The organism is Paenibacillus sp. UNC499MF (genome assembly GCF_900107975.1).
In the GTDB taxonomy this organism is placed as follows: domain Bacteria; phylum Bacillota; class Bacilli; order Paenibacillales; family NBRC-103111; genus Paenibacillus_F.
This window is the reverse complement of sequence record NZ_FNVF01000015.1, coordinates 94,055-110,443: the sequence shown is the minus strand read 5'-3', so window position 1 is coordinate 110,443 and position 16,389 is coordinate 94,055. Positions and strand designations below refer to the sequence as shown.

Annotated in this window: 18 protein-coding genes and 2 pseudogenes; 14 read left to right on the top strand and 6 right to left on the bottom strand. The window is 47.1% G+C overall.

The annotated features are described in order from the left end of the window. Together C4S74_RS22550 and C4S74_RS22545 are read left to right on the top strand one after the other, a co-directional pair. Positions 1–360: pseudogene (locus tag C4S74_RS22550) on the top strand (hypothetical protein); the annotation flags it as partial. A gap of 371 nt (positions 361–731) precedes the next feature. After that, complete coding sequence (locus tag C4S74_RS22545) at positions 732–3,116, top strand: polyprenyl synthetase family protein (protein ID WP_181024510.1); 2,385 nt, start codon at positions 732–734, stop codon at positions 3,114–3,116. Positions 3,117–3,221: 105 nt separating this feature from the next. Here C4S74_RS22545 and C4S74_RS22540 read toward each other — a convergent pair whose 3' ends face one another. Continuing rightward, on the bottom strand, positions 3,222–4,406 hold the full coding sequence (locus tag C4S74_RS22540) for a multidrug effflux MFS transporter (protein WP_103997587.1): 1,185 nt from the start codon (positions 4,404–4,406) through the stop codon (positions 3,222–3,224). 272 nt (positions 4,407–4,678) lie between these two features. On the opposite strand from C4S74_RS22540, the gene C4S74_RS22535 reads away from it, so the two are divergent. The 3 genes and pseudogenes from C4S74_RS22535 to C4S74_RS22525 all read left to right on the top strand — a co-directional run bounded on the left by C4S74_RS22535 (position 4,679) and on the right by C4S74_RS22525 (position 6,379). Beyond that, positions 4,679–5,662: a phosphotransferase gene (locus C4S74_RS22535; protein ID WP_103997586.1), complete on the top strand. Its 984-nt coding sequence runs from the start codon at positions 4,679–4,681 to the stop codon at positions 5,660–5,662. 53 nt (positions 5,663–5,715) lie between these two features. Continuing rightward, a pseudogene (locus tag C4S74_RS22530) lies at positions 5,716–5,886 on the top strand (TetR/AcrR family transcriptional regulator); the annotation flags it as partial. A 181-nt stretch (positions 5,887–6,067) separates the two neighbouring features. After that, positions 6,068–6,379, top strand: coding sequence for a hypothetical protein (locus C4S74_RS22525; RefSeq protein WP_103997585.1), 312 nt, complete (start codon positions 6,068–6,070; stop codon positions 6,377–6,379). A gap of 261 nt (positions 6,380–6,640) precedes the next feature. Here C4S74_RS22525 and C4S74_RS22520 read toward each other — a convergent pair whose 3' ends face one another. Further along, positions 6,641–7,354, bottom strand: coding sequence for an HAD family phosphatase (locus C4S74_RS22520; RefSeq protein ID WP_103997584.1), 714 nt, complete (start codon positions 7,352–7,354; stop codon positions 6,641–6,643). 167 nt (positions 7,355–7,521) lie between these two features. Then, positions 7,522–7,974: a VOC family protein gene (locus C4S74_RS22515; protein WP_103997583.1), complete on the bottom strand. Its 453-nt coding sequence runs from the start codon at positions 7,972–7,974 to the stop codon at positions 7,522–7,524. Between the two features lie 244 nt (positions 7,975–8,218). Here C4S74_RS22515 and C4S74_RS22510 point away from each other — a divergent pair, with 244 nt between their 5' ends. Next, a complete protein-coding gene (locus C4S74_RS22510; RefSeq protein WP_103997582.1) occupies positions 8,219–8,809 on the top strand; it encodes a TetR/AcrR family transcriptional regulator in 591 nt (196 codons plus the stop codon). A gap of 36 nt (positions 8,810–8,845) precedes the next feature. Next, positions 8,846–9,904 carry an NAD(P)/FAD-dependent oxidoreductase gene (locus C4S74_RS22505; RefSeq protein WP_103997581.1) on the top strand — a complete coding sequence of 353 codons (1,059 nt, stop codon included), beginning with the start codon at positions 8,846–8,848 and terminating at the stop codon, positions 9,902–9,904. Between the two features lie 485 nt (positions 9,905–10,389). On the opposite strand, the gene C4S74_RS22500 is transcribed toward C4S74_RS22505, so the two are convergent. Next, positions 10,390–10,584 (bottom strand): hypothetical protein, encoded by a 195-nt coding sequence (locus tag C4S74_RS22500; protein ID WP_103997580.1) that lies wholly within the window; start codon positions 10,582–10,584, stop codon positions 10,390–10,392. A gap of 345 nt (positions 10,585–10,929) precedes the next feature. On the opposite strand from C4S74_RS22500, the gene C4S74_RS22495 reads away from it, so the two are divergent. The 4 genes from C4S74_RS22495 (at position 10,930) to C4S74_RS27130 (ending at position 13,175) form a co-directional block, all read left to right on the top strand. Beyond that, the gene (locus C4S74_RS22495) at positions 10,930–11,685 is read left to right on the top strand and encodes a sulfite exporter TauE/SafE family protein (RefSeq protein ID WP_103997579.1); all 756 of its coding nucleotides are present in this window, start codon (positions 10,930–10,932) and stop codon (positions 11,683–11,685) included. A 192-nt stretch (positions 11,686–11,877) separates the two neighbouring features. Further along, positions 11,878–12,060 carry a hypothetical protein gene (locus C4S74_RS22490; protein ID WP_103997578.1) on the top strand — a complete coding sequence of 61 codons (183 nt, stop codon included), beginning with the start codon at positions 11,878–11,880 and terminating at the stop codon, positions 12,058–12,060. Positions 12,061–12,157: 97 nt separating this feature from the next. Further along, positions 12,158–12,817: a DUF1835 domain-containing protein gene (locus C4S74_RS27135; protein ID WP_258042577.1), complete on the top strand. Its 660-nt coding sequence runs from the start codon at positions 12,158–12,160 to the stop codon at positions 12,815–12,817. After that, positions 12,807–13,175 carry a DUF3658 domain-containing protein gene (locus tag C4S74_RS27130; RefSeq protein WP_258042576.1) on the top strand — a complete coding sequence of 123 codons (369 nt, stop codon included), beginning with the start codon at positions 12,807–12,809 and terminating at the stop codon, positions 13,173–13,175. The genes C4S74_RS27135 and C4S74_RS27130 overlap by 11 nt, the downstream gene beginning before the upstream one ends. A gap of 119 nt (positions 13,176–13,294) precedes the next feature. On the opposite strand, the gene C4S74_RS22480 is transcribed toward C4S74_RS27130, so the two are convergent. Beyond that, the gene (locus C4S74_RS22480; RefSeq protein ID WP_103997577.1) at positions 13,295–13,837 is read right to left on the bottom strand and encodes a helix-turn-helix domain-containing protein; all 543 of its coding nucleotides are present in this window, start codon (positions 13,835–13,837) and stop codon (positions 13,295–13,297) included. 152 nt (positions 13,838–13,989) lie between these two features. On the opposite strand from C4S74_RS22480, the gene C4S74_RS22475 reads away from it, so the two are divergent. From C4S74_RS22475 to C4S74_RS22465, 3 genes are read left to right on the top strand one after another with little or no spacing between them, the layout of a single operon-like run. Next, positions 13,990–14,229, top strand: a complete 240-nt coding sequence (locus C4S74_RS22475) for a PLD nuclease N-terminal domain-containing protein (protein WP_103997576.1) — start codon at positions 13,990–13,992, stop codon at positions 14,227–14,229. Further along, positions 14,226–15,128, top strand: a complete 903-nt coding sequence (locus C4S74_RS22470) for an ABC transporter ATP-binding protein (RefSeq protein ID WP_103997575.1) — start codon at positions 14,226–14,228, stop codon at positions 15,126–15,128. The genes C4S74_RS22475 and C4S74_RS22470 overlap by 4 nt, the downstream gene beginning before the upstream one ends. Beyond that, positions 15,129–15,917, top strand: coding sequence for an ABC transporter permease (locus tag C4S74_RS22465; protein ID WP_103997574.1), 789 nt, complete (start codon positions 15,129–15,131; stop codon positions 15,915–15,917). A gap of 90 nt (positions 15,918–16,007) precedes the next feature. On the opposite strand, the gene C4S74_RS22460 is transcribed toward C4S74_RS22465, so the two are convergent. Next, positions 16,008–16,385 carry a hypothetical protein gene (locus C4S74_RS22460; RefSeq protein ID WP_103997573.1) on the bottom strand — a complete coding sequence of 126 codons (378 nt, stop codon included), beginning with the start codon at positions 16,383–16,385 and terminating at the stop codon, positions 16,008–16,010. Positions 16,386–16,389 lie beyond the last annotated feature (4 nt).

The following is a 16,389-nucleotide window of genomic DNA, read 5'->3' as shown; positions in this document are numbered from 1 at the left end:
CCTGCATCTGCAGGAACTAAAGTGGAAGGTTATTTCACGAGAGACGGCAAGCCTGATTATTTTGCCGATGGTTTCTTGAATGATCCGAAACTGTTTTCCTTACTGAAAATCAGCCCGGAAGAATTGAAAGCCGAATTGGCAAAAGGTAAATCTGTCGTGGAAGTGGCGGCGTCTAAAAATGTCTCCAAACAACAGGTGATTGCTGTCATTTCTCAAACACAGGTTGATGGACAGCTTCAAGGTGAAAAGCAAGGCGAAGTACCTAAGAGTAATCAATCCAATGAACAAATGTTAAAAGGCGTTGAACCTAAAGTATTGCATGTGATTGAGCACAAAAATGAACCATCTTCGAAGAAATAACCAGGCAAGCCGAATCAGGTTGGCAAAATGATGTTCATCCTACATGAAAATGAGTGTCAAATACCCCCGCTTCATCCAGGAGGGGGTATTTGACATGTTCTCATGGCTATTTGTTCAACGGAATTCATCATCGGCTGATAGGCCGGTACGATCATGCGGAAATGATCAAAATAAGAGCGCTGTGGCCATCACAGACGCTCTTTTATTTTTCTCCCGGCATCTTTTCGAATGGTTTTTTACGGTCCCGGATAAACATTTCGTAACCTGAACGATTTTTTCCCGTATAAATAGAACAAAATCGGTTGCCGTCCGGCGAAGGAGCTGTTCCTTTAAGACGGTTTAACCAAATAGAAGTCGAGGTCGTGCATCCTATGAACCAGACATTTACAGACCAAGCCGATACCTGGTACCGGCTGGCTGAGCAGAGAGCCGCTCAGTATTTCACATCGCTTTACGAGCAGGTCAAGGAGAAGCGTTATGTGTCTGTCCTGACTGAAGATATCCGCCTGTGGAAAAAAGATCATCTCCCGCCTTATTCGCTATTTTCCTTATTGACCCGAAGAAAAAGAAAGCCCGATTCGCGGGACTATTCCCGGTATATCCAATGGCTTCGTTACACGGGAAAATTGGACGATTATCTGGACCGGAGCATTTCCTATATTTATTTGCGTGATCTGGGCCAAGCCCTAGATTCTCCCGGCACACAGAAGAAGATCCGGCACTTGATCGGCGACGTCAAAAACCAGTTGATAAATTCCGGCAAAACAGACGGGGGAGATCAGCCGGATTATATAAGCTGGGCGGGCTTATACCGGTGGGCTCAGAAGGAAGGGATCGAATCCGCCGCCATTTGGTTAATAGCCAAGCTCAAAAGCGTTTCTTCCCGTATTCCGGACGGTATGAATGCCGAGCAGGCTCAGCGCAAACTGCTCAAAATCATTCTCGGGGTTATTCTGCACGTTAACGACGATATGGATGATACAACGCCGGCGGATGAACGGTCCCGCAGACTTGATGAAGCTATCCGGCTCGGCTATTCATACGGGCTGACCTATCCTTTTATAGACGATCTTCTCGATTCGGGGATATTAACCGACCGGGAGAAAGAAGAGTTTACCCGCATGATACGAAACGCGCTTCTGACGGGGTCCGTGCCTGAATTAGGCGATTGGTCCTACAATAACCGGACTTTGCTGGAATTCGTACACGCGGAGCTGCGGGATGCTTTTCAGTCGATCCAATCGTATCAGAGGCCGGAAACATTAAAAACCTTTTACGAACAATCGTATGTGTTTTTCCACTCCCAAGAGCTTGACCGTAAGAAGGACCTGTCCTGCGAGACTTACACGAATGAAGAGCTGTATATCCCCATCATTCTAAAATCCTCTTCTTCCCGGCTGATTGTACGTTCCGTACTTAGTGCGGACGCGGACGAAGGCTTTGACAACCGGACTTTTTATTACGGCATCTACAACCAGTTGGCCGATGATTTCGCGGATATGTTCGATGACAGGGAAGACGAGGCGGTAACTCCTTATACCTACTACTTAAAATACCGGGATCGCCGTCCGGATCTGATTAATCCCTATGAATTATACTGGACGGTTATTTCCCATCTGATTCATAACGTGTACCGGTCCGATGCCAAGACCCGTGAAGTCATCCTGGATCGTGCGATCAATGGTCTCAAACGATGTAAAGCACGTCTCGGTGGAGAGAAGTATAACGATATCATGAATATATTCGCTTCGGGAGATCCCGAATTTAATCGTCTTATCCAAACCATGGTAAGCAAAGCGGACGATGTCGATTTCTTTGATAAACTGCTGCGGGACCAGGTGGTTGCCGTGCTCCGAAACAACAAGAGAGAGAAAGAGGATTTCTCCGATACGGTCGCCGACGTACGTGATCAGATCAACAGCTTTCTGCATATATCCAAGCCTCACGGAATGCCCGAGATGAAAGAGGCGCTGATTGACGCGGCCAACTACAGTCTGGAAGGCTCGGGGAAGCGAATCCGGCCTATTTTGACCTGGGTGATGGGCGTGAACGAATACGGTCTGCAAGCGGAGGAGATCGTCCCGCTGCTCAGATCGCTCGAATATATGCACACCGCTTCCCTCATCTTCGATGACCTGCCTTCCCAGGATAACGCGTCCACGAGGAGAGGACGGCCGACCCTGCATCAGGTGCACAACATAGCCACCGCGGAACTGACCGGACTGTACCTGATCCAGAAGGCCACCCAAGAGCAGACGTCGCTGGACCGTTTTCCGGCTAAGTCCGTCCTTGCCCTTATCCGCTATTCGGCCGAAAAGACCGAGGAGATGTGCATGGGACAGGCGATGGACTTGCAGGCCAGGGGAAAAGCATTGACCCTGGAGCAGTTGAACCGGATCTGCTTTTATAAAACCGGCATCGCATTCGAGGCGGCACTCGTCATGCCGGCCATTCTTGCGGAAGTTCCGGCTTCCGAGATCGAAGCGCTGAAAAAGTTCGCCTACCACGCGGGCATCGCTTTTCAGATCAAAGACGATTTGCTTGATGCGGAAGGAAACTTGGACGTACTCGGTAAACCTGCCGGCAAAGATATTGAAAACAACAACTCGACCTTCGTGACGGTATTGGGACGGGACGGCGCAGCTAAAGAGATGTGGGAGCATTACTGCCTGGCAATGGAAATGCTGAAAGAGATTCCGCGGAATACCGCTTTCCTGAAGCACTTGTTGACTTATATAGTCGGAAGGGATCATTAAGCGTGCGGGAGCATAAACATAAGTTTTTTTAAAAGAAAAAAAGCCGATTTTCTGAATTCAGAAAATCGGCTTTTGAAGTGAAGAACGTTGCCTGAGATTGCCGCTTTATTTTACGGGCAGCAGCTTTTTGCTTACGAATACCATAATCAGCGACAAGACGAGAAAATAAAGCGGCATCGTGAGTAAAGAATCGTTGTGAAGGTAACTCATGCCGCTCGTGATCAAGCTGACAAGGATATAATAGCCCAAACCGAAGATGGCGCCCGCAGTCCCGAGCACATCGCCGTATCGGACCAGAGCCAAGCTCAGACAGTTGGGGATAGCCATCCCGATTCCAAGCAGGAAGATGAAGATACAGATGGCCAGAAGGATGAGAAAGGTTGCGGAAGGACTCGCCTTGTACAAAATGATGGCGGTCATGCAGGCCGCTCCGGCAGCGGATACGGCCGTACCGGTGACGATGATCTTTTCGGCGGTGAATCTCGTTAACAGTTGTTTCGACAACAAGGCGCCGAGAATGGAAGACAGCGCCACGAGAATACCGAAAATACCGAATTCGCCCGGTGTCAGGTGAAAATACTCCATAAAAACAAACGGTGACTCGGCATAATAACTGAACAAAAGGCCATTGGTTGCACCGATGAGAAAACCGAATGCCCATAGCTTTTTATCTCCGATCATGCGCCGCAGCACAAACCGGATTTTTATGTTAGTTGTTACGGCTCCTTTTGTCTCGGGAAGTGCGGCGAACGTATACGCAAAAACGGCTGCGCTCATGATAACAAGCGTGAGGAAAACCGCCCTGAAACCGAGCGCTTGATCGACCCACCCGCCAATTAACGGGCCGATCGCCGGAGTGAACGCCAATGCTGCGGAAATTTGGGCGAAAACGGCGTGACGCTTGGCGCCGTCGATACTCTCGCGCAGAATGGTTTGCGTGACAACCGAGCCGGTACTGGCTCCAAAGGCCTGAACAAACCGGCTTACCAGCAGCCATTCGGCGGTGCCGGACAAATAACACCCCAAGCTTCCGATCCCGTAAACGAGAATACCCCAAAGCAGCGCGGGACGACGGCCGATAAAATCCGAGAGTCTTCCCCAGCAAAAAACACCGAGGGCAAAGCCCAGGAAGTAGATACTGAGCGTCAACTGGATCAAGTTCCGGCTGGCCTGGAGCTGATCCGCGATGTCCGGTAAAGAAGGCGTGTAGATCGTTTCACTGATTTGCGGAAAACCCACCAGAATAATAAACAGCAGGATGGATGGTGTTGAGATTTTTTTGGTTAACACAGTTCATGCCCCCTATAAATTGAAAAATCTCAATTCGGCACGATCATTACGGGATAGGGGGCTTGCATTTAATCAATCGGGCAAATGACAGCATATAATTTCACCTTTATTTTTTATAGGGGGGACTATAGCGAGTATTATAGCAGGAATGCTCAAAGTTCCCAAGGATAATTCGAATGTGAATTCATGGCTCAAGGACGGGGAATGTCTGCTGCCCGCAGACTGTTTTAAAATAACGTTAACGAATTGACAACCGCTGGAGGGGAAAAGGAATGGAAATAGAGAGCTTGAAGCTCGCACGGCTCGCAAAATTGGTTGCGGAACATTATCTTCTGGAGCCGCTTAGCATTAACAGGCAGCAAGGAGGCTGGGCTTCCTTGGCTTACCGGATCGAGACCTCAAGTAACTCAACCTATTTTTTGAAAGAGTATGAGAAAAAGCGGTCGTCGACTCCAAAATTAACCGCAATGCTGGATACATATATCCCCGTGACCTGCTGGCTTAACGAAAATACGAACCTGGCCGGTAAAATCACGGTGCCTCTGAAAACTCAATCTGGGGAATATGTATGCGAAAATGTGGACGGTATTTTTCTTCTTTACGAATATATTCACGGAGAAACGATCGGAAAAAAAGCTTTAAACCAAACTCAGATTGAACAATTGTCAACGATATTGGCCGAGCTGCACAAGGCCGGAGATTCCATCCCTGTGCCTGTGGAGCACCTGACGGAGGATTTTCAGGTCTCGTTTGTGTACGCACTCGGCGAAACGATGGCATCCCGCCATACGCCTCCAAGATTCATATCTGCCATAAAGCCTTACGAAAACGTTTTGCTTAAACAGGTATCTATTTTGCAGGACTTATCTTTGAAATTGGTCGGCCGCATGCTGCCTTTACGTTGGTGCCATACGGATATTCATCCCTGGAACATGATGCAGAGCGATCAACAGCTCATTCTGATTGATTGGGAGGGGGTAAAACTGGCACCCGTGGAAGCCGACTTGATGTTCCTGACGGATGAAAGCTATTTTCACGATTTTTTCGCTTTATACAAAAAAATACATCCCAACTATATCCTAGATGAAGAAGCGCTCAGATTTTATAAAATCAGGAGGCTGCTTGAAGATATTTGGGAATTCACGGAACAATTTTTGTATGACGAACAAAATGAATCTGAAAAAGAAGAAACTCTTAGGCAGTTGATTCATGAATTGGAAGCTTTGAAGGAATACGTAGCTCCATTGACAAGATAAAATCCAAAGAGTATTCTGACGAAAAACATACGCTGCCGTATCTAAGGGGGACCATGCAATTAACGAGGGAAGATTGGGTAAGAGCCGGGTTAACTAAACTGGCCGAAAGCGGCATACATGAAGTTCGTGTCGAAGTACTTGCCAAGGCGCTGAAAATAAGTAAAGGAAGTTTTTACCACCATTTTCGAGACCGTAAAGAACTTCTGGATTCCATGCTGGATTACGGTTTAGTACCTGTCCCGATCCTTGTGGAAAGAAAAAAATAAAACATCTTTCTGTACAGGATGAATGGAGAGGATACAGGCTGCGGCCTTGAACAACAACATAACTTTCACGGGTTGATCCTTTTGCCCTTATGCATTCCTGAGATATAATAGATGTACTAAAAATATGGGAGGCATCTCAATGAGCCAGCGTTACCGGATTACAAGAGCGTTTCAGGAAAACGGCAATTCCGCAAAAACGATCTCTTTGGAAGAGTGCAAACAGTATTTCTCGTCCAAAGCGGATTTTTCCTATACAACCGTTTTTACGGTGAAGGGCGCAACCAGTATGTCCATTGAAGGGGACTTTTTTATGTGGAGCTATGACGGGGATACCGTGATTCCATTCAGGCATTACGAAGGGGATATCTACGTGTCCGGTACGAACAAGGTCGTGATTCCCTTAGTCATTGAAGTTGCGAGCGATTTAGAGGCGGACGTACAGGAAGAGTAGTTTGTACAAACCGTGTGCTGTCTAAACTAAATGATGCAAAAGCGGAAAGCCTGCCGGGTACGATAGTCCGGCTGGCTTTTTTTGTGCGGAATAGGGACGGAACATTTCTTACAAATCTGAGGTTTTCGTGTCATCAAATGAATTCTCTTTCAAGGAAATACGGGGCTTCAGAAGGTATATTCAGTGAATGGAAAGCATGGGCGGGAATGGCAAAAGGGCTTATCTTCATTAGAAGGCAAGCCCTTTCGTCTTTTGCAGATGTTAAGTCAGCGAAGAAAACGGGGCAAAAGGCAGCGAATCTTTTAAGGCCCAGAGCTCTTCGAAACTTCTTATCCGGTAATCGGCTAGTGAAAGATCCTGATTGCCCGAACCGGGATTCTGAAGCCCGATGCACCGCATGCCCGCGCTCTTCGCGGCCTTAACGCCGTTGCGCGAATCTTCGATGACGAGACAAGAAGAGGGTTCCACTCCCAGCAAGCCCGCCGCATGAAGAAAAATGTCCGGTGCCGGCTTCCCGTGTTCGACTTCCTCTCCGCTGACGCGTACGTCGAAATAAGGCCCAAGGCCGGTCTTGTCCATAATCAGCTCAATAAGCGGCCGTGGAGAAGAGGAGGCGACAGCGACCGGAATCTGCTTTTCTTTCAGCCAGCTTAGCCAGCGCTCCGCCTGAGGCATGGCAGTAAGTCCCGTATGTCCGGACAACATATTCATCACATTGTCCTTGTGATAGGTCAGTACTTGCTCCAGCGCAAACGGAATCCGGTGCTTGTCCAGAACCTGCTGCCACATGGACTCCAGCGTTACACCCACAAAACTATGATGATCTTCTTCGCTCACGGGCACGCCGAAATGGTCGAACGAACTGCGTTCAATATCAAAATAAATCGGTTCGCTGTCTATAAGGACGCCGTCCATATCGAACAGAACCGCTTTTATGGAAGCTTCCTTCCATTCGGATTTGTTTAAATCCTCCAATGCAATTCCTCCTTTGACATGCAGCTCGGAATACAAACCATGCTAGCATATTCGTTTGGTCTTTTAAAGATTAGGCTATGGTAAATCCTGATGTTGATCTTTACGATAAGAAAACCGCCCCCGTTGAAGAGGCGGCTTATTGAGTTAAGTCTGCTTTTAAACGTCACTTATTTATTACCGAGTTGTTCAGCCAGCCCGATTAAAAGTCCTTCCTTTCCACGAATGTAGCAGAGCCGATACGAGTTCTCGTACTGAACCACTTCGCCAACGAGCTGAGCACCATGCTTAGCTAGTCTGGATACCATTTCGTCAATGTCTTCAACGGTGAACATGACGCGTAGATATCCGAGGGCATTTACAGGGGCATTCCGGTGATCTGATATAATCGGTGGAGTGAGAAATCGCGAAAGTTCAATCCGGCTGTGGCCATCCGGGGTAATCATCATAGCAATCTCTACACACTGTGAACCCAGCCCGGTTACGCGACCGGCCCATTCACCTTCGACAGTGGCTCGTCCTTCGAGCTTCAAGCCAATCTCCTCGAAGAAGGAGATTGCGTCATCAAGGGATTCTACGACGATGCCGACATTGTCCATTCGAAGTAACTTGTTATTTGCCATAGTTTTATCTCCTTAGGTGTGCAAATTTATTGCCGGATCATCTTTATATATATTCTATCAGGAATTACTAGTTCCTTCCAAAGCAAATCCCAATTTGAGATCTCCTCGTTCGTTTCGGAGGGAAAAGCCAGATTCTTGGTTTGGGACAGTAAAAGTAGACAAGCCGGAATAAACTTTTCAAAATAGGCTCCGCCATGTTATAGTTAATGCAAGCAAGTACTTGCACGCGTGAAAGGTGATGCAGATGGAACAAAATGCGCAAGAAACGCGGGATAAAATTTTAACTGCCGCTATCTCTTTAATGAAGGAAAAAGGATACAAGGGCATGACTACACGCGCCATCGCAAAAGAAGCCGGCGTGAACGAAAGTACGATTTTCCGGCATTTTGTTAACAAACAGGGGATTTTGGACGCTTTAGTGGACCGGTATTCCTATGTTCCCGGGATCCATCAAGTTTTTGACAGCCTGACGGGGGAGCTTCAATCCGACCTGATCCTTGTGGCGCGGACGTACCAGGAGTTTATGGAGCACAACGGCGAAATGGTGTTAATCGGATTAAGAGAGACCGGGCACTTTCCTGAACTGGACGAAAAAACGGCCGCAATACCGATTCAATTAAAGGAGCTGCTAATCGGTTATTTAAGCCGTATGTATGAGAAGGGAGCTATTGAGCGAACCGATCTAGAAGCGGCGGCGATGACTTTTATTTGGATGAACCTCGGATTTTTTATGTCGGCTTCGCTTTACGGTCAGAAAATAACGTCCGTCAAAGTCGAAGATTTTCTACGGTACGGTGTTGGTACATTCGCTCAAGGTTTGTTAAAGGAACGCTAGGTTAACGATAAAATCGCAGCCAGGGGAAATGTGAAAATGAATCATGTGGAAGTTATTATCATCGGCGGAGGACAAGCCGGTCTTGCGATGGGGTATTTCCTGAAGCGGAAAGGAATACCTTTCCTCATTCTCGATGCCCATAAACGGACCGGAGATTCCTGGAGATCGCGTTATGATTCCTTGACTTTGTTTACACCAAGGATGTACAGCAGCCTTCCCGGCATGAAGTTTCCAGGGGTTCCTGACGGTTTACCCGCCAAGGATGAAACGGCCGATTATCTGGAGGCGTACGCGAAAGCTTTCGATCTGCCCATCCGGCATCAAACGAAAGTACATTCACTTACGAAACATGAGCACGGGTTTAAAATCGAAACCGGGCAGGAAACCTTTATTGCCCGTCAAGTAGTTGTGGCCACGGGGCCTTTTCACGAACCTGTCATTCCGGATTTTGCGAAAAAACTGCCGGAGGAAGTCATGCAGATCCATTCTTCCGGTTATAAAAATGTATCACAGCTTGCGGACGGTCCCGTACTGGTCGTCGGAGGCGGCAATTCGGGCGCACAGATCGCGGTTGAACTTTCCGGTCATAGGCAAGTCACGATCTCGGCAAGCCGTCCCATGAGTTTTAAACCGATGCGTATATTCGGTAAAAACATATTCTGGTACTTTGAGACATTCGGTTTGTTGAAAGCGGGCAAGGAGTCTCCGCTTGGTTCCTGGCTGAAAAAACAACCCGAGCAAGTATACGGCACCGAATTGAAAGCTCTTCTGAAAAAAGGAGTCGTTTCCTTAAGGCAAAGAGCGGTAGATGCGGATTCCGGAGAGATCCTTTTTGAGGATGCAGCAAGAATGAAGGCGGCTAACATCATCTGGGCCACCGGTTTTCGAAGTGATTATCCCTGGATCGGTATTCCGGAAGCGGCAGATGCCAACGGAAAACCGATTCATGTCAAAGGGGTCAGCAAGGCGAAGGGATTGTATTATGTGGGCCTGCCTTGGCAAACGTGCCGCGGCTCCGCTTTGTTGGGCTGGATGGCGCGAGATGCCGAGTACTTGGCGGAAATCATCGAGCAGCATGCAGAGCGATCAGGGTGAAGTACGCGGCTATCGATAAAAAACGGGAGGATGCTGCCATCGAGATGGTATGGCTCCTGAGTGAAGCAGGAAACGGACAGTGAGGCAAGATGTGCCGCACTGTCCTTCATTTGGTCTGTCATGCCGGGCAGGCGCTGCAAACTGTACCGAGCTACAGATGCGTGTTAACGACAATCCAGCCGGTGTCCGGCTGCATAAACGAACCTTGAATTTGGAAACGTCATAATCCACAGCGATATGAACACCTACACCGGGAAGAGTTGTAGTTGTCGTTACGTAACTGTCCCATTGTCCGCCAATACAATCTTCCCCTCAATAAACACTGAAAGTAATAGAACCTGATGTTGGGAAACTTGGATATTCTGCTTTGATTACGTCGCCATAGTAAGTGCCGGATGACAAGTTAGTAAAGGTGGTGTAATTAACCTCATTTGTGATGATTTTATAAGACGTACAGCTTCCTCCGCTTTTACACACCCTCACTTTTAATTTATGATGCGGCTGCCAATCGTTAATGACAACATCCACGTTACTGCCTGAAACGGCCTTAAAGCTTCCGTCCCATATCCCGTCTCCGTAGTAAAATTAGGTTTCGCTGCGGCATCGACCGCGGAAACTGACGCTGATAAGGCCAGCAATAAAGCAAAACCGGAAAGAACGGTGATTACACTTTTCCTCATCCTCAAATCTCCCTTCGTTCGTATGATTTATTCCGTTTAGAATGTATGGCGGAAAATTTGTACGTAGACCAGATGTTTTGGGAATAAAAAATTCAATGCGAACACCTCGCCAGAACTCCTCGTTTCATTTATAATGACCTGTAAAGAATTTAGTGTATAGGATCTTGTGTTATGCCATTTAAATCGCTTATATAGCGCATTAAACTCGTTAAAACACGCATTTTATATAAGATAATCATGTGATACTATATAGATCTGTACAAAAAGGAGGGGTTCTTTGCATTATTTCTTGTTCCATGCAAAATTGTTGAACAGGCTGTCTTATCGGGCCGGTGGGAGGGAACAATGACACTCTCTCTGATCGTGCTTGTGGTCGCTGCGGTTTTTGTGGGCGCCTTCATGAAATCCGTGTTCGGGTTCGGGGAAGCGATCGTGAGCATGCCTTTGCTGGCCTTGCTGCCGGTGCCGCTGCAAACGTCGGTTTCCCTGATCGGTTTGGCGGGACTGACCGTTGCTTTGCTTACCGTGTTCGGCGGTTGGCGCCATGTCGAACGTCCTGTTCTGATACGACTGGCCGTATCCACCATAATAGGAATTCCTTTCGGGCTTATCCTGCTTCACCTGGTTCCTGCCATAGTGATTACTTCCGCACTTGGCGTTTTCTTGATGATTTTCGGCTGCTATTCTTTGCTGAAGAAGATGCTTTCCCAGAAAATCGGACAGCCTCTGCTTAATAACCGCGGATGGGTGCTGCCGTTCGGTTTTGCTTCCGGCGTACTGGGCAGCGCCTATAATTTTAACGGTGTGCCGGTCGTTGTTTACGGTACTTTGCGGCGCTGGAATCCGGATCGTTTCCGCGGCACGCTGCAAGCCCATTTTCTTATATCCGGCTTACTCGTTGTGACCGGACATGCACTAGGCGGATTATGGACACCAGACGCACTTGTTTTGTACGCGTACTCTTTACCGGCTATTCTTGCGGCTACGGGGCTTGGTGTCGTCTTAAACAAGCGTATTTCCGCTGAAAAATTTGAACGGTACTTATTTATGATGATTATCGCACTCGGTATTCTTTTAATCGTGCCAAGCGGCTCCCGCTGAGTCTTGCTTTTTATCCTTCCACTCAACACTTGAAAAGACCGGCAGTTTAAAGCTGCAGGTCTTTTTTGCAAGGCTATTATCTCGGGATGTAATTATTTAGCTCTAAATATAGATACAGGCAGCAACAATCCTGACTATGGTAAAATAAGGTAACGGGTTATTTTTGGTTACATAAGAAAGAGGGGATGCAGGATGAATGAGGAGATCAATAAGGAAATATTAAAAGAACTAAGAATTTTAAACGAAAAAATCGATCATTTAAGCGCAAAAGGATTATCGACCCCTTATAAATTGTTAGCCGTTTTTATCGGGTTCGCGGTGATTGGTCCTATCGTTCTGGTGATTGTGTCGGTTTTACTGAATTATTTTAGATAACCGTGTAAAGCGATATTTTGTATGGGGAGATAGCCCAGGAAAGAAAGGGATGATAAGGATGGGAGATAGACCGGGTATCGCGAGGGCAATCGATAGTTTGGGAGGACAGGGCGCGAAGCTTTATCTGGCATTTGCTTTGAAACAAATCAGGAAGCTGAAGGAAGAGGAAGCGCCACCGGGAACAGCGATATCCGAGCTCATTGAGATATATGACGATTTAATTGAATCCGCAGAGAAAAGAGCCGCCTGGGACCCGGATCCGGCCTGTACCCATGTCCATTTTGTTGCAGGCGATTCCTTTGCGGGCCTTATGAAAGCGGCTTTGAAGCAGCTCAACTGGAAGGGCACACACAAGTTGATTATTCTGCCGGATAACTACGCCATTGGACCGCTTGGCGAGCTGGATTCATACGAAGGACGGAAAGCAAGACGGGACTGGTTTCAGGACCATATTTCAGAAGACTGTGAAGTCTTTGATGACTCTGATGAAGAGTACAAACAGTTACTGGATAGGGTCAGCAAGATTCCGCATCAGGCGAAGGCAATCGTCTGGACCAGCCGCAACGCATGCGAGCGGATCGGGATGCTGCACGCGGTCCGTTTGATGAGCGGCCGTCCCAATGGTTTAGCGGTATACGATACATGTCAAATCTGTGAGGAGCTCATTAATTCTCCGGATGTAACTCACCGTTTTAAATACTCGGGGGGAGATTCCGGCAAACCATCTGCAGACGGCACTTGTCCGTATGGACGATAGCAGCTGCCTGAATGATGCGGATAGGGCCAAGCTGGAGCGGGAATGGCAGGCTCTCTTAGAGCAAAAAGGAACACTTCGGATTTGGCGGGACGGAGCAGTGGCAGAGGTGCCGGATGATTGTTATGACTCGTACTTGCTGGAAACGCTGGACCGCCTCAAACCCGCTTCCGATTCCAGCTTTCTCAAAGCGGCCCGTCTGATTGGAGAGGCGATAGGCTGCTGTGACCAAATTATCGGAGCCGCCTATTTCGAATACCGGCTGAGGAAGTTGATTTATGCAGGTATTCTTGAAATCAAAGGTGTCCCTCGTTCGATGAGACACTACAGCGTCAGACGTAAAAAGCTATCGTCAAATTGAGCTTCGAGATGGTAAGGAGCCCTTCATGATTTCAAGCGGCGCATACAATTCTAACTCGGTCCGCCCGGGGACCGGAAGCAGAGAGGACGTGAAGCAGGCTTTAGCTGCATCTCGGCCCTCTAAGCATCCGGAATAATCGTAAAGGCGATTGTCCTTACCGGTGCCCCCGTATCTTCGCTGCCTGAATGATAATACTTGGTCATTAATTCATTTAATTCGTTCTGAAAGCGGCTAAATTGTTCTTCGCCCAGCTTCAGTTCTACCAGTGAAAAGGTGGCCCCGTCGTCTTCCGGGGTGTTTTGTTCTTCTAATTTTTTGAGATAACTTTGATACTGAGTCATAAGAGAGAGCTGGTAATAAGAAACATAATCAAGCTTCTTCTCATGAGAAGCTTTTTTCCATTCTTCGACATTCAACTTCGCCTCAAGTTCATTCAGAACATAATATTTTTCCACGACGGATTTCACTTTCTTCTCTTTAAATACGCGTATGATCCCCGAATCCAGCATCACCTGGATGTGCCGGTACAGAGTGGCTTGAGGCACGTCTTTAATCAGTTTGACCATTTCCAGGGATGTCAGCCCCGTGTCTTTGTTTCTCATGAGCACCTGCAAGATTTTCATTCTTACCGGATGCATTAAAACTTCTACTTTGTTAGCCATCATTTTCTCCTTATACGGGATTAAATTGGTTTTATTGGTGCTCCTTATTTTGATTCTTATTATAAATAATGAGAATAGGTATTGCAACGAACACGGTTTATCGTTTATATTATCATTATCAATAACGATAATAAAATGAAGGAATGATACGCATGAAGCTCCACTACGGGTTTGACGAATTAAAGGACTTTGATTTCATGGCTTTGATGCCCATGCTTCTCCCGTTTATAGCCATAGGTACCCTATTGGTCTTGATTGCCTTAATTGATGTATTCCGCCACAGGGCGACGAGAAAGAATGTGCTCGTATGGACTTGTCTCATCTTTTTCGTGCCTACATTGGGTCCCATTCTTTACTTCGTGCTGGGCCGGAAGGATGACGTGAAAATATGAAATTGGAAATCAAGCGGGTAAAGAAAGCGTACAAAGATAAAATAGCGGTCCATGATTTCTCGATGGAGCTTAATGCAGGGGAATGTGTCGGCTTGATCGGTCCGAACGGAGCGGGAAAATCGACGCTGATCAAAATGATTTCAGATATGATCGAACCGGACGAAGGCGAAATTTTGCTTAATGGAAACAAGATCTCCCGGATGAAAAGAGAAATCGGCTATTTGCCGCAGTACCCCAATTTCTATCCTTGGATGACGGCCCGGGAAACGCTTGCGTTCATGGGACAACTTTCCGGATTGCGCAAAGATGAATTAGCTAAGTCCATTCCGGAGATTTTGACCAAAGTTGGGCTGGGCGAGGCGGGGAATGCAAAAGTCGGCACCTTTTCCGGCGGTATGAAACAGCGGCTCGGTATCGCCCAGGCACTGCTGCACAAGCCTGCGCTCCTCGTTATGGATGAACCGGTATCCGCTTTGGATCCGGTCGGACGGCGGGAAGTGGTGAACCTGATCCGGGAGATCAAACAAGATACTACCATTATATTGTCCACCCATATATTGAGCGATGCCGAAGAAATATGCGAACGATTCGTCATGATCAGAAAGGGCATCAAAATAGAGGATACCACGATTGCCGAACTTTTCGGCCGCGGTAACAATAACAAGCTGAGCATTCAATGTACAGCGAAAGATTTAACTTGGATGGACGCCGCAAAAAAATTGCCTTATGTGAAAAACATAGAGGTTACCGGACACAGGATGGATATAGAAGTCGAAAATATCCGAACCGATAAAAACAGATTGCTGGAAAATGCTCTTATGCATGGAGTAGACATCTTAAAATTCGAAGTCCATACCGATACGTTAGAAGAAATCTTTCTGCAGCTGGTGGTGAAGTAAATGACTGCATTTCAAGTGCTCGTAAAAAAAGAAGGAATTCAACTGATACGCGAGTTAAAAGTGATTTGGCTGCCGATAGTATTCATTTTATTGGGAATGACTCAGCCCCTAGTCACGTATTACTTGCCATCTATTCTCGGAGCGTTGGGGAGCGGGAAGGGGATTACTATCGATCCGGTCTTGTCTGCCCAACAAGGCGGGGAAGTCCTGGCCGGCACGTTAGGATCTCAGTTTGATCAGCTCGGTCTGATTATTCTAGCCATCTCCATGATGGGGATTATTCAAACCGAGAAGGGCAGCGGCATGCTGGCTTTTATCCTGACACGGCCTGTAACGGTCCGTTCCTATTTGACGGGGAAAATCGCCACCCATTATTCCATGGCCGCTTTTTCTGTATCCATAGGATATTTCGTTTCTTATTTATATGTAACTTTTCTTTATACGAAGGTTCCGTTTTCACTGATGATAGCTTCCTTGCTGCTGTATCTGGTTTGGATTTTATTTGTTACGTCCTTCATAACCATGCTCAGCGCCCTGTTTAATACACAGAGTATGATTGCCCTATTAGCCATTGTTCTGCTTATCGGCTTCAGAATGTTGGCGGGTATAAGCCCGCTTATCGATTTAATCAATCCCGCGAGTATGAGCAAGCTTGCCATGGAAATGCTGATTAACGGATCGGTCCCGTCAGGAACGTTAGCGCATACTTTAGTAACGCTCCTTTGGATCCTGCTGATCCTTCTTGCAACCCATCACTGGATTTCGAGCAAAAAAATCAATGCCGAGTAAGCGGCAGCAGCAGTTTTTATAGCAGCTATCCGGCTGATTCTCTCCTATGTAGATTCTTCACAAAAGAGACTGTGAAGAATGCGGAATCCTTTACATCACGGGACTAAGGGAAGAAATAAAGCTCAGTTCAGATTGAAGAATACGCTGATCGGTGACAAGATTTCCGAATCCGTCGATACCGAACACGGACAGCAACGCGTTGGGGGCTGCTACGGAAGCTGTGTTAATTTGAACTTCGTAAGCGACGTTTCCGGCGATAAAAAATTCTCTGACATTGTAAGAATTTGCAGGAACTACGTACGTGATCAGGTAAGCCGTGTAGAAAGTAGTGGAATTCACAGAAGCGAATATTTGCACCGTAACGGTTACCGGGTTTGTAAGGTCCAGATTTCTGACGTTCATCACGATGTTGGAAGATGCGGTACCTGCGTCTCTTGTATTCGTAATTATACCTGTAGAGAATGGCATTCTT

Bases quoted from the DNA above. Each gene is read 5' to 3' on its own strand.
- C4S74_RS22490 (WP_103997578.1), top strand. From the start codon at position 11,878: ATGAATGAGGAGATCAATAAGGAAATATTAAAAGAACTAAGAATTTTA.
- C4S74_RS22510 (WP_103997582.1), top strand. From the start codon at position 8,219: ATGGAACAAAATGCGCAAGAAACGCGGGATAAAATTTTAACTGCCGCT.
- C4S74_RS22515 (WP_103997583.1), bottom strand. From the start codon at position 7,974: ATGGCAAATAACAAGTTACTTCGAATGGACAATGTCGGCATCGTCGTA.
- C4S74_RS22535 (WP_103997586.1), top strand. From the start codon at position 4,679: ATGGAAATAGAGAGCTTGAAGCTCGCACGGCTCGCAAAATTGGTTGCG.
- C4S74_RS22505 (WP_103997581.1), top strand. From the start codon at position 8,846: ATGAATCATGTGGAAGTTATTATCATCGGCGGAGGACAAGCCGGTCTT.
- C4S74_RS22460 (WP_103997573.1), bottom strand. From the start codon at position 16,385: ATGCCATTCTCTACAGGTATAATTACGAATACAAGAGACGCAGGTACC.
- C4S74_RS22470 (WP_103997575.1), top strand. From the start codon at position 14,226: ATGAAATTGGAAATCAAGCGGGTAAAGAAAGCGTACAAAGATAAAATA.
- C4S74_RS27130 (WP_258042576.1), top strand. From the start codon at position 12,807: ATGGACGATAGCAGCTGCCTGAATGATGCGGATAGGGCCAAGCTGGAG.
- C4S74_RS22480 (WP_103997577.1), bottom strand. From the start codon at position 13,837: ATGGCTAACAAAGTAGAAGTTTTAATGCATCCGGTAAGAATGAAAATC.
- C4S74_RS22525 (WP_103997585.1), top strand. From the start codon at position 6,068: ATGAGCCAGCGTTACCGGATTACAAGAGCGTTTCAGGAAAACGGCAAT.
- C4S74_RS22495 (WP_103997579.1), top strand. From the start codon at position 10,930: ATGACACTCTCTCTGATCGTGCTTGTGGTCGCTGCGGTTTTTGTGGGC.
- C4S74_RS22500 (WP_103997580.1), bottom strand. From the start codon at position 10,584: ATGAGGAAAAGTGTAATCACCGTTCTTTCCGGTTTTGCTTTATTGCTG.
- C4S74_RS22475 (WP_103997576.1), top strand. From the start codon at position 13,990: ATGAAGCTCCACTACGGGTTTGACGAATTAAAGGACTTTGATTTCATG.
- C4S74_RS22545 (WP_181024510.1), top strand. From the start codon at position 732: ATGAACCAGACATTTACAGACCAAGCCGATACCTGGTACCGGCTGGCT.
- C4S74_RS22465 (WP_103997574.1), top strand. From the start codon at position 15,129: ATGACTGCATTTCAAGTGCTCGTAAAAAAAGAAGGAATTCAACTGATA.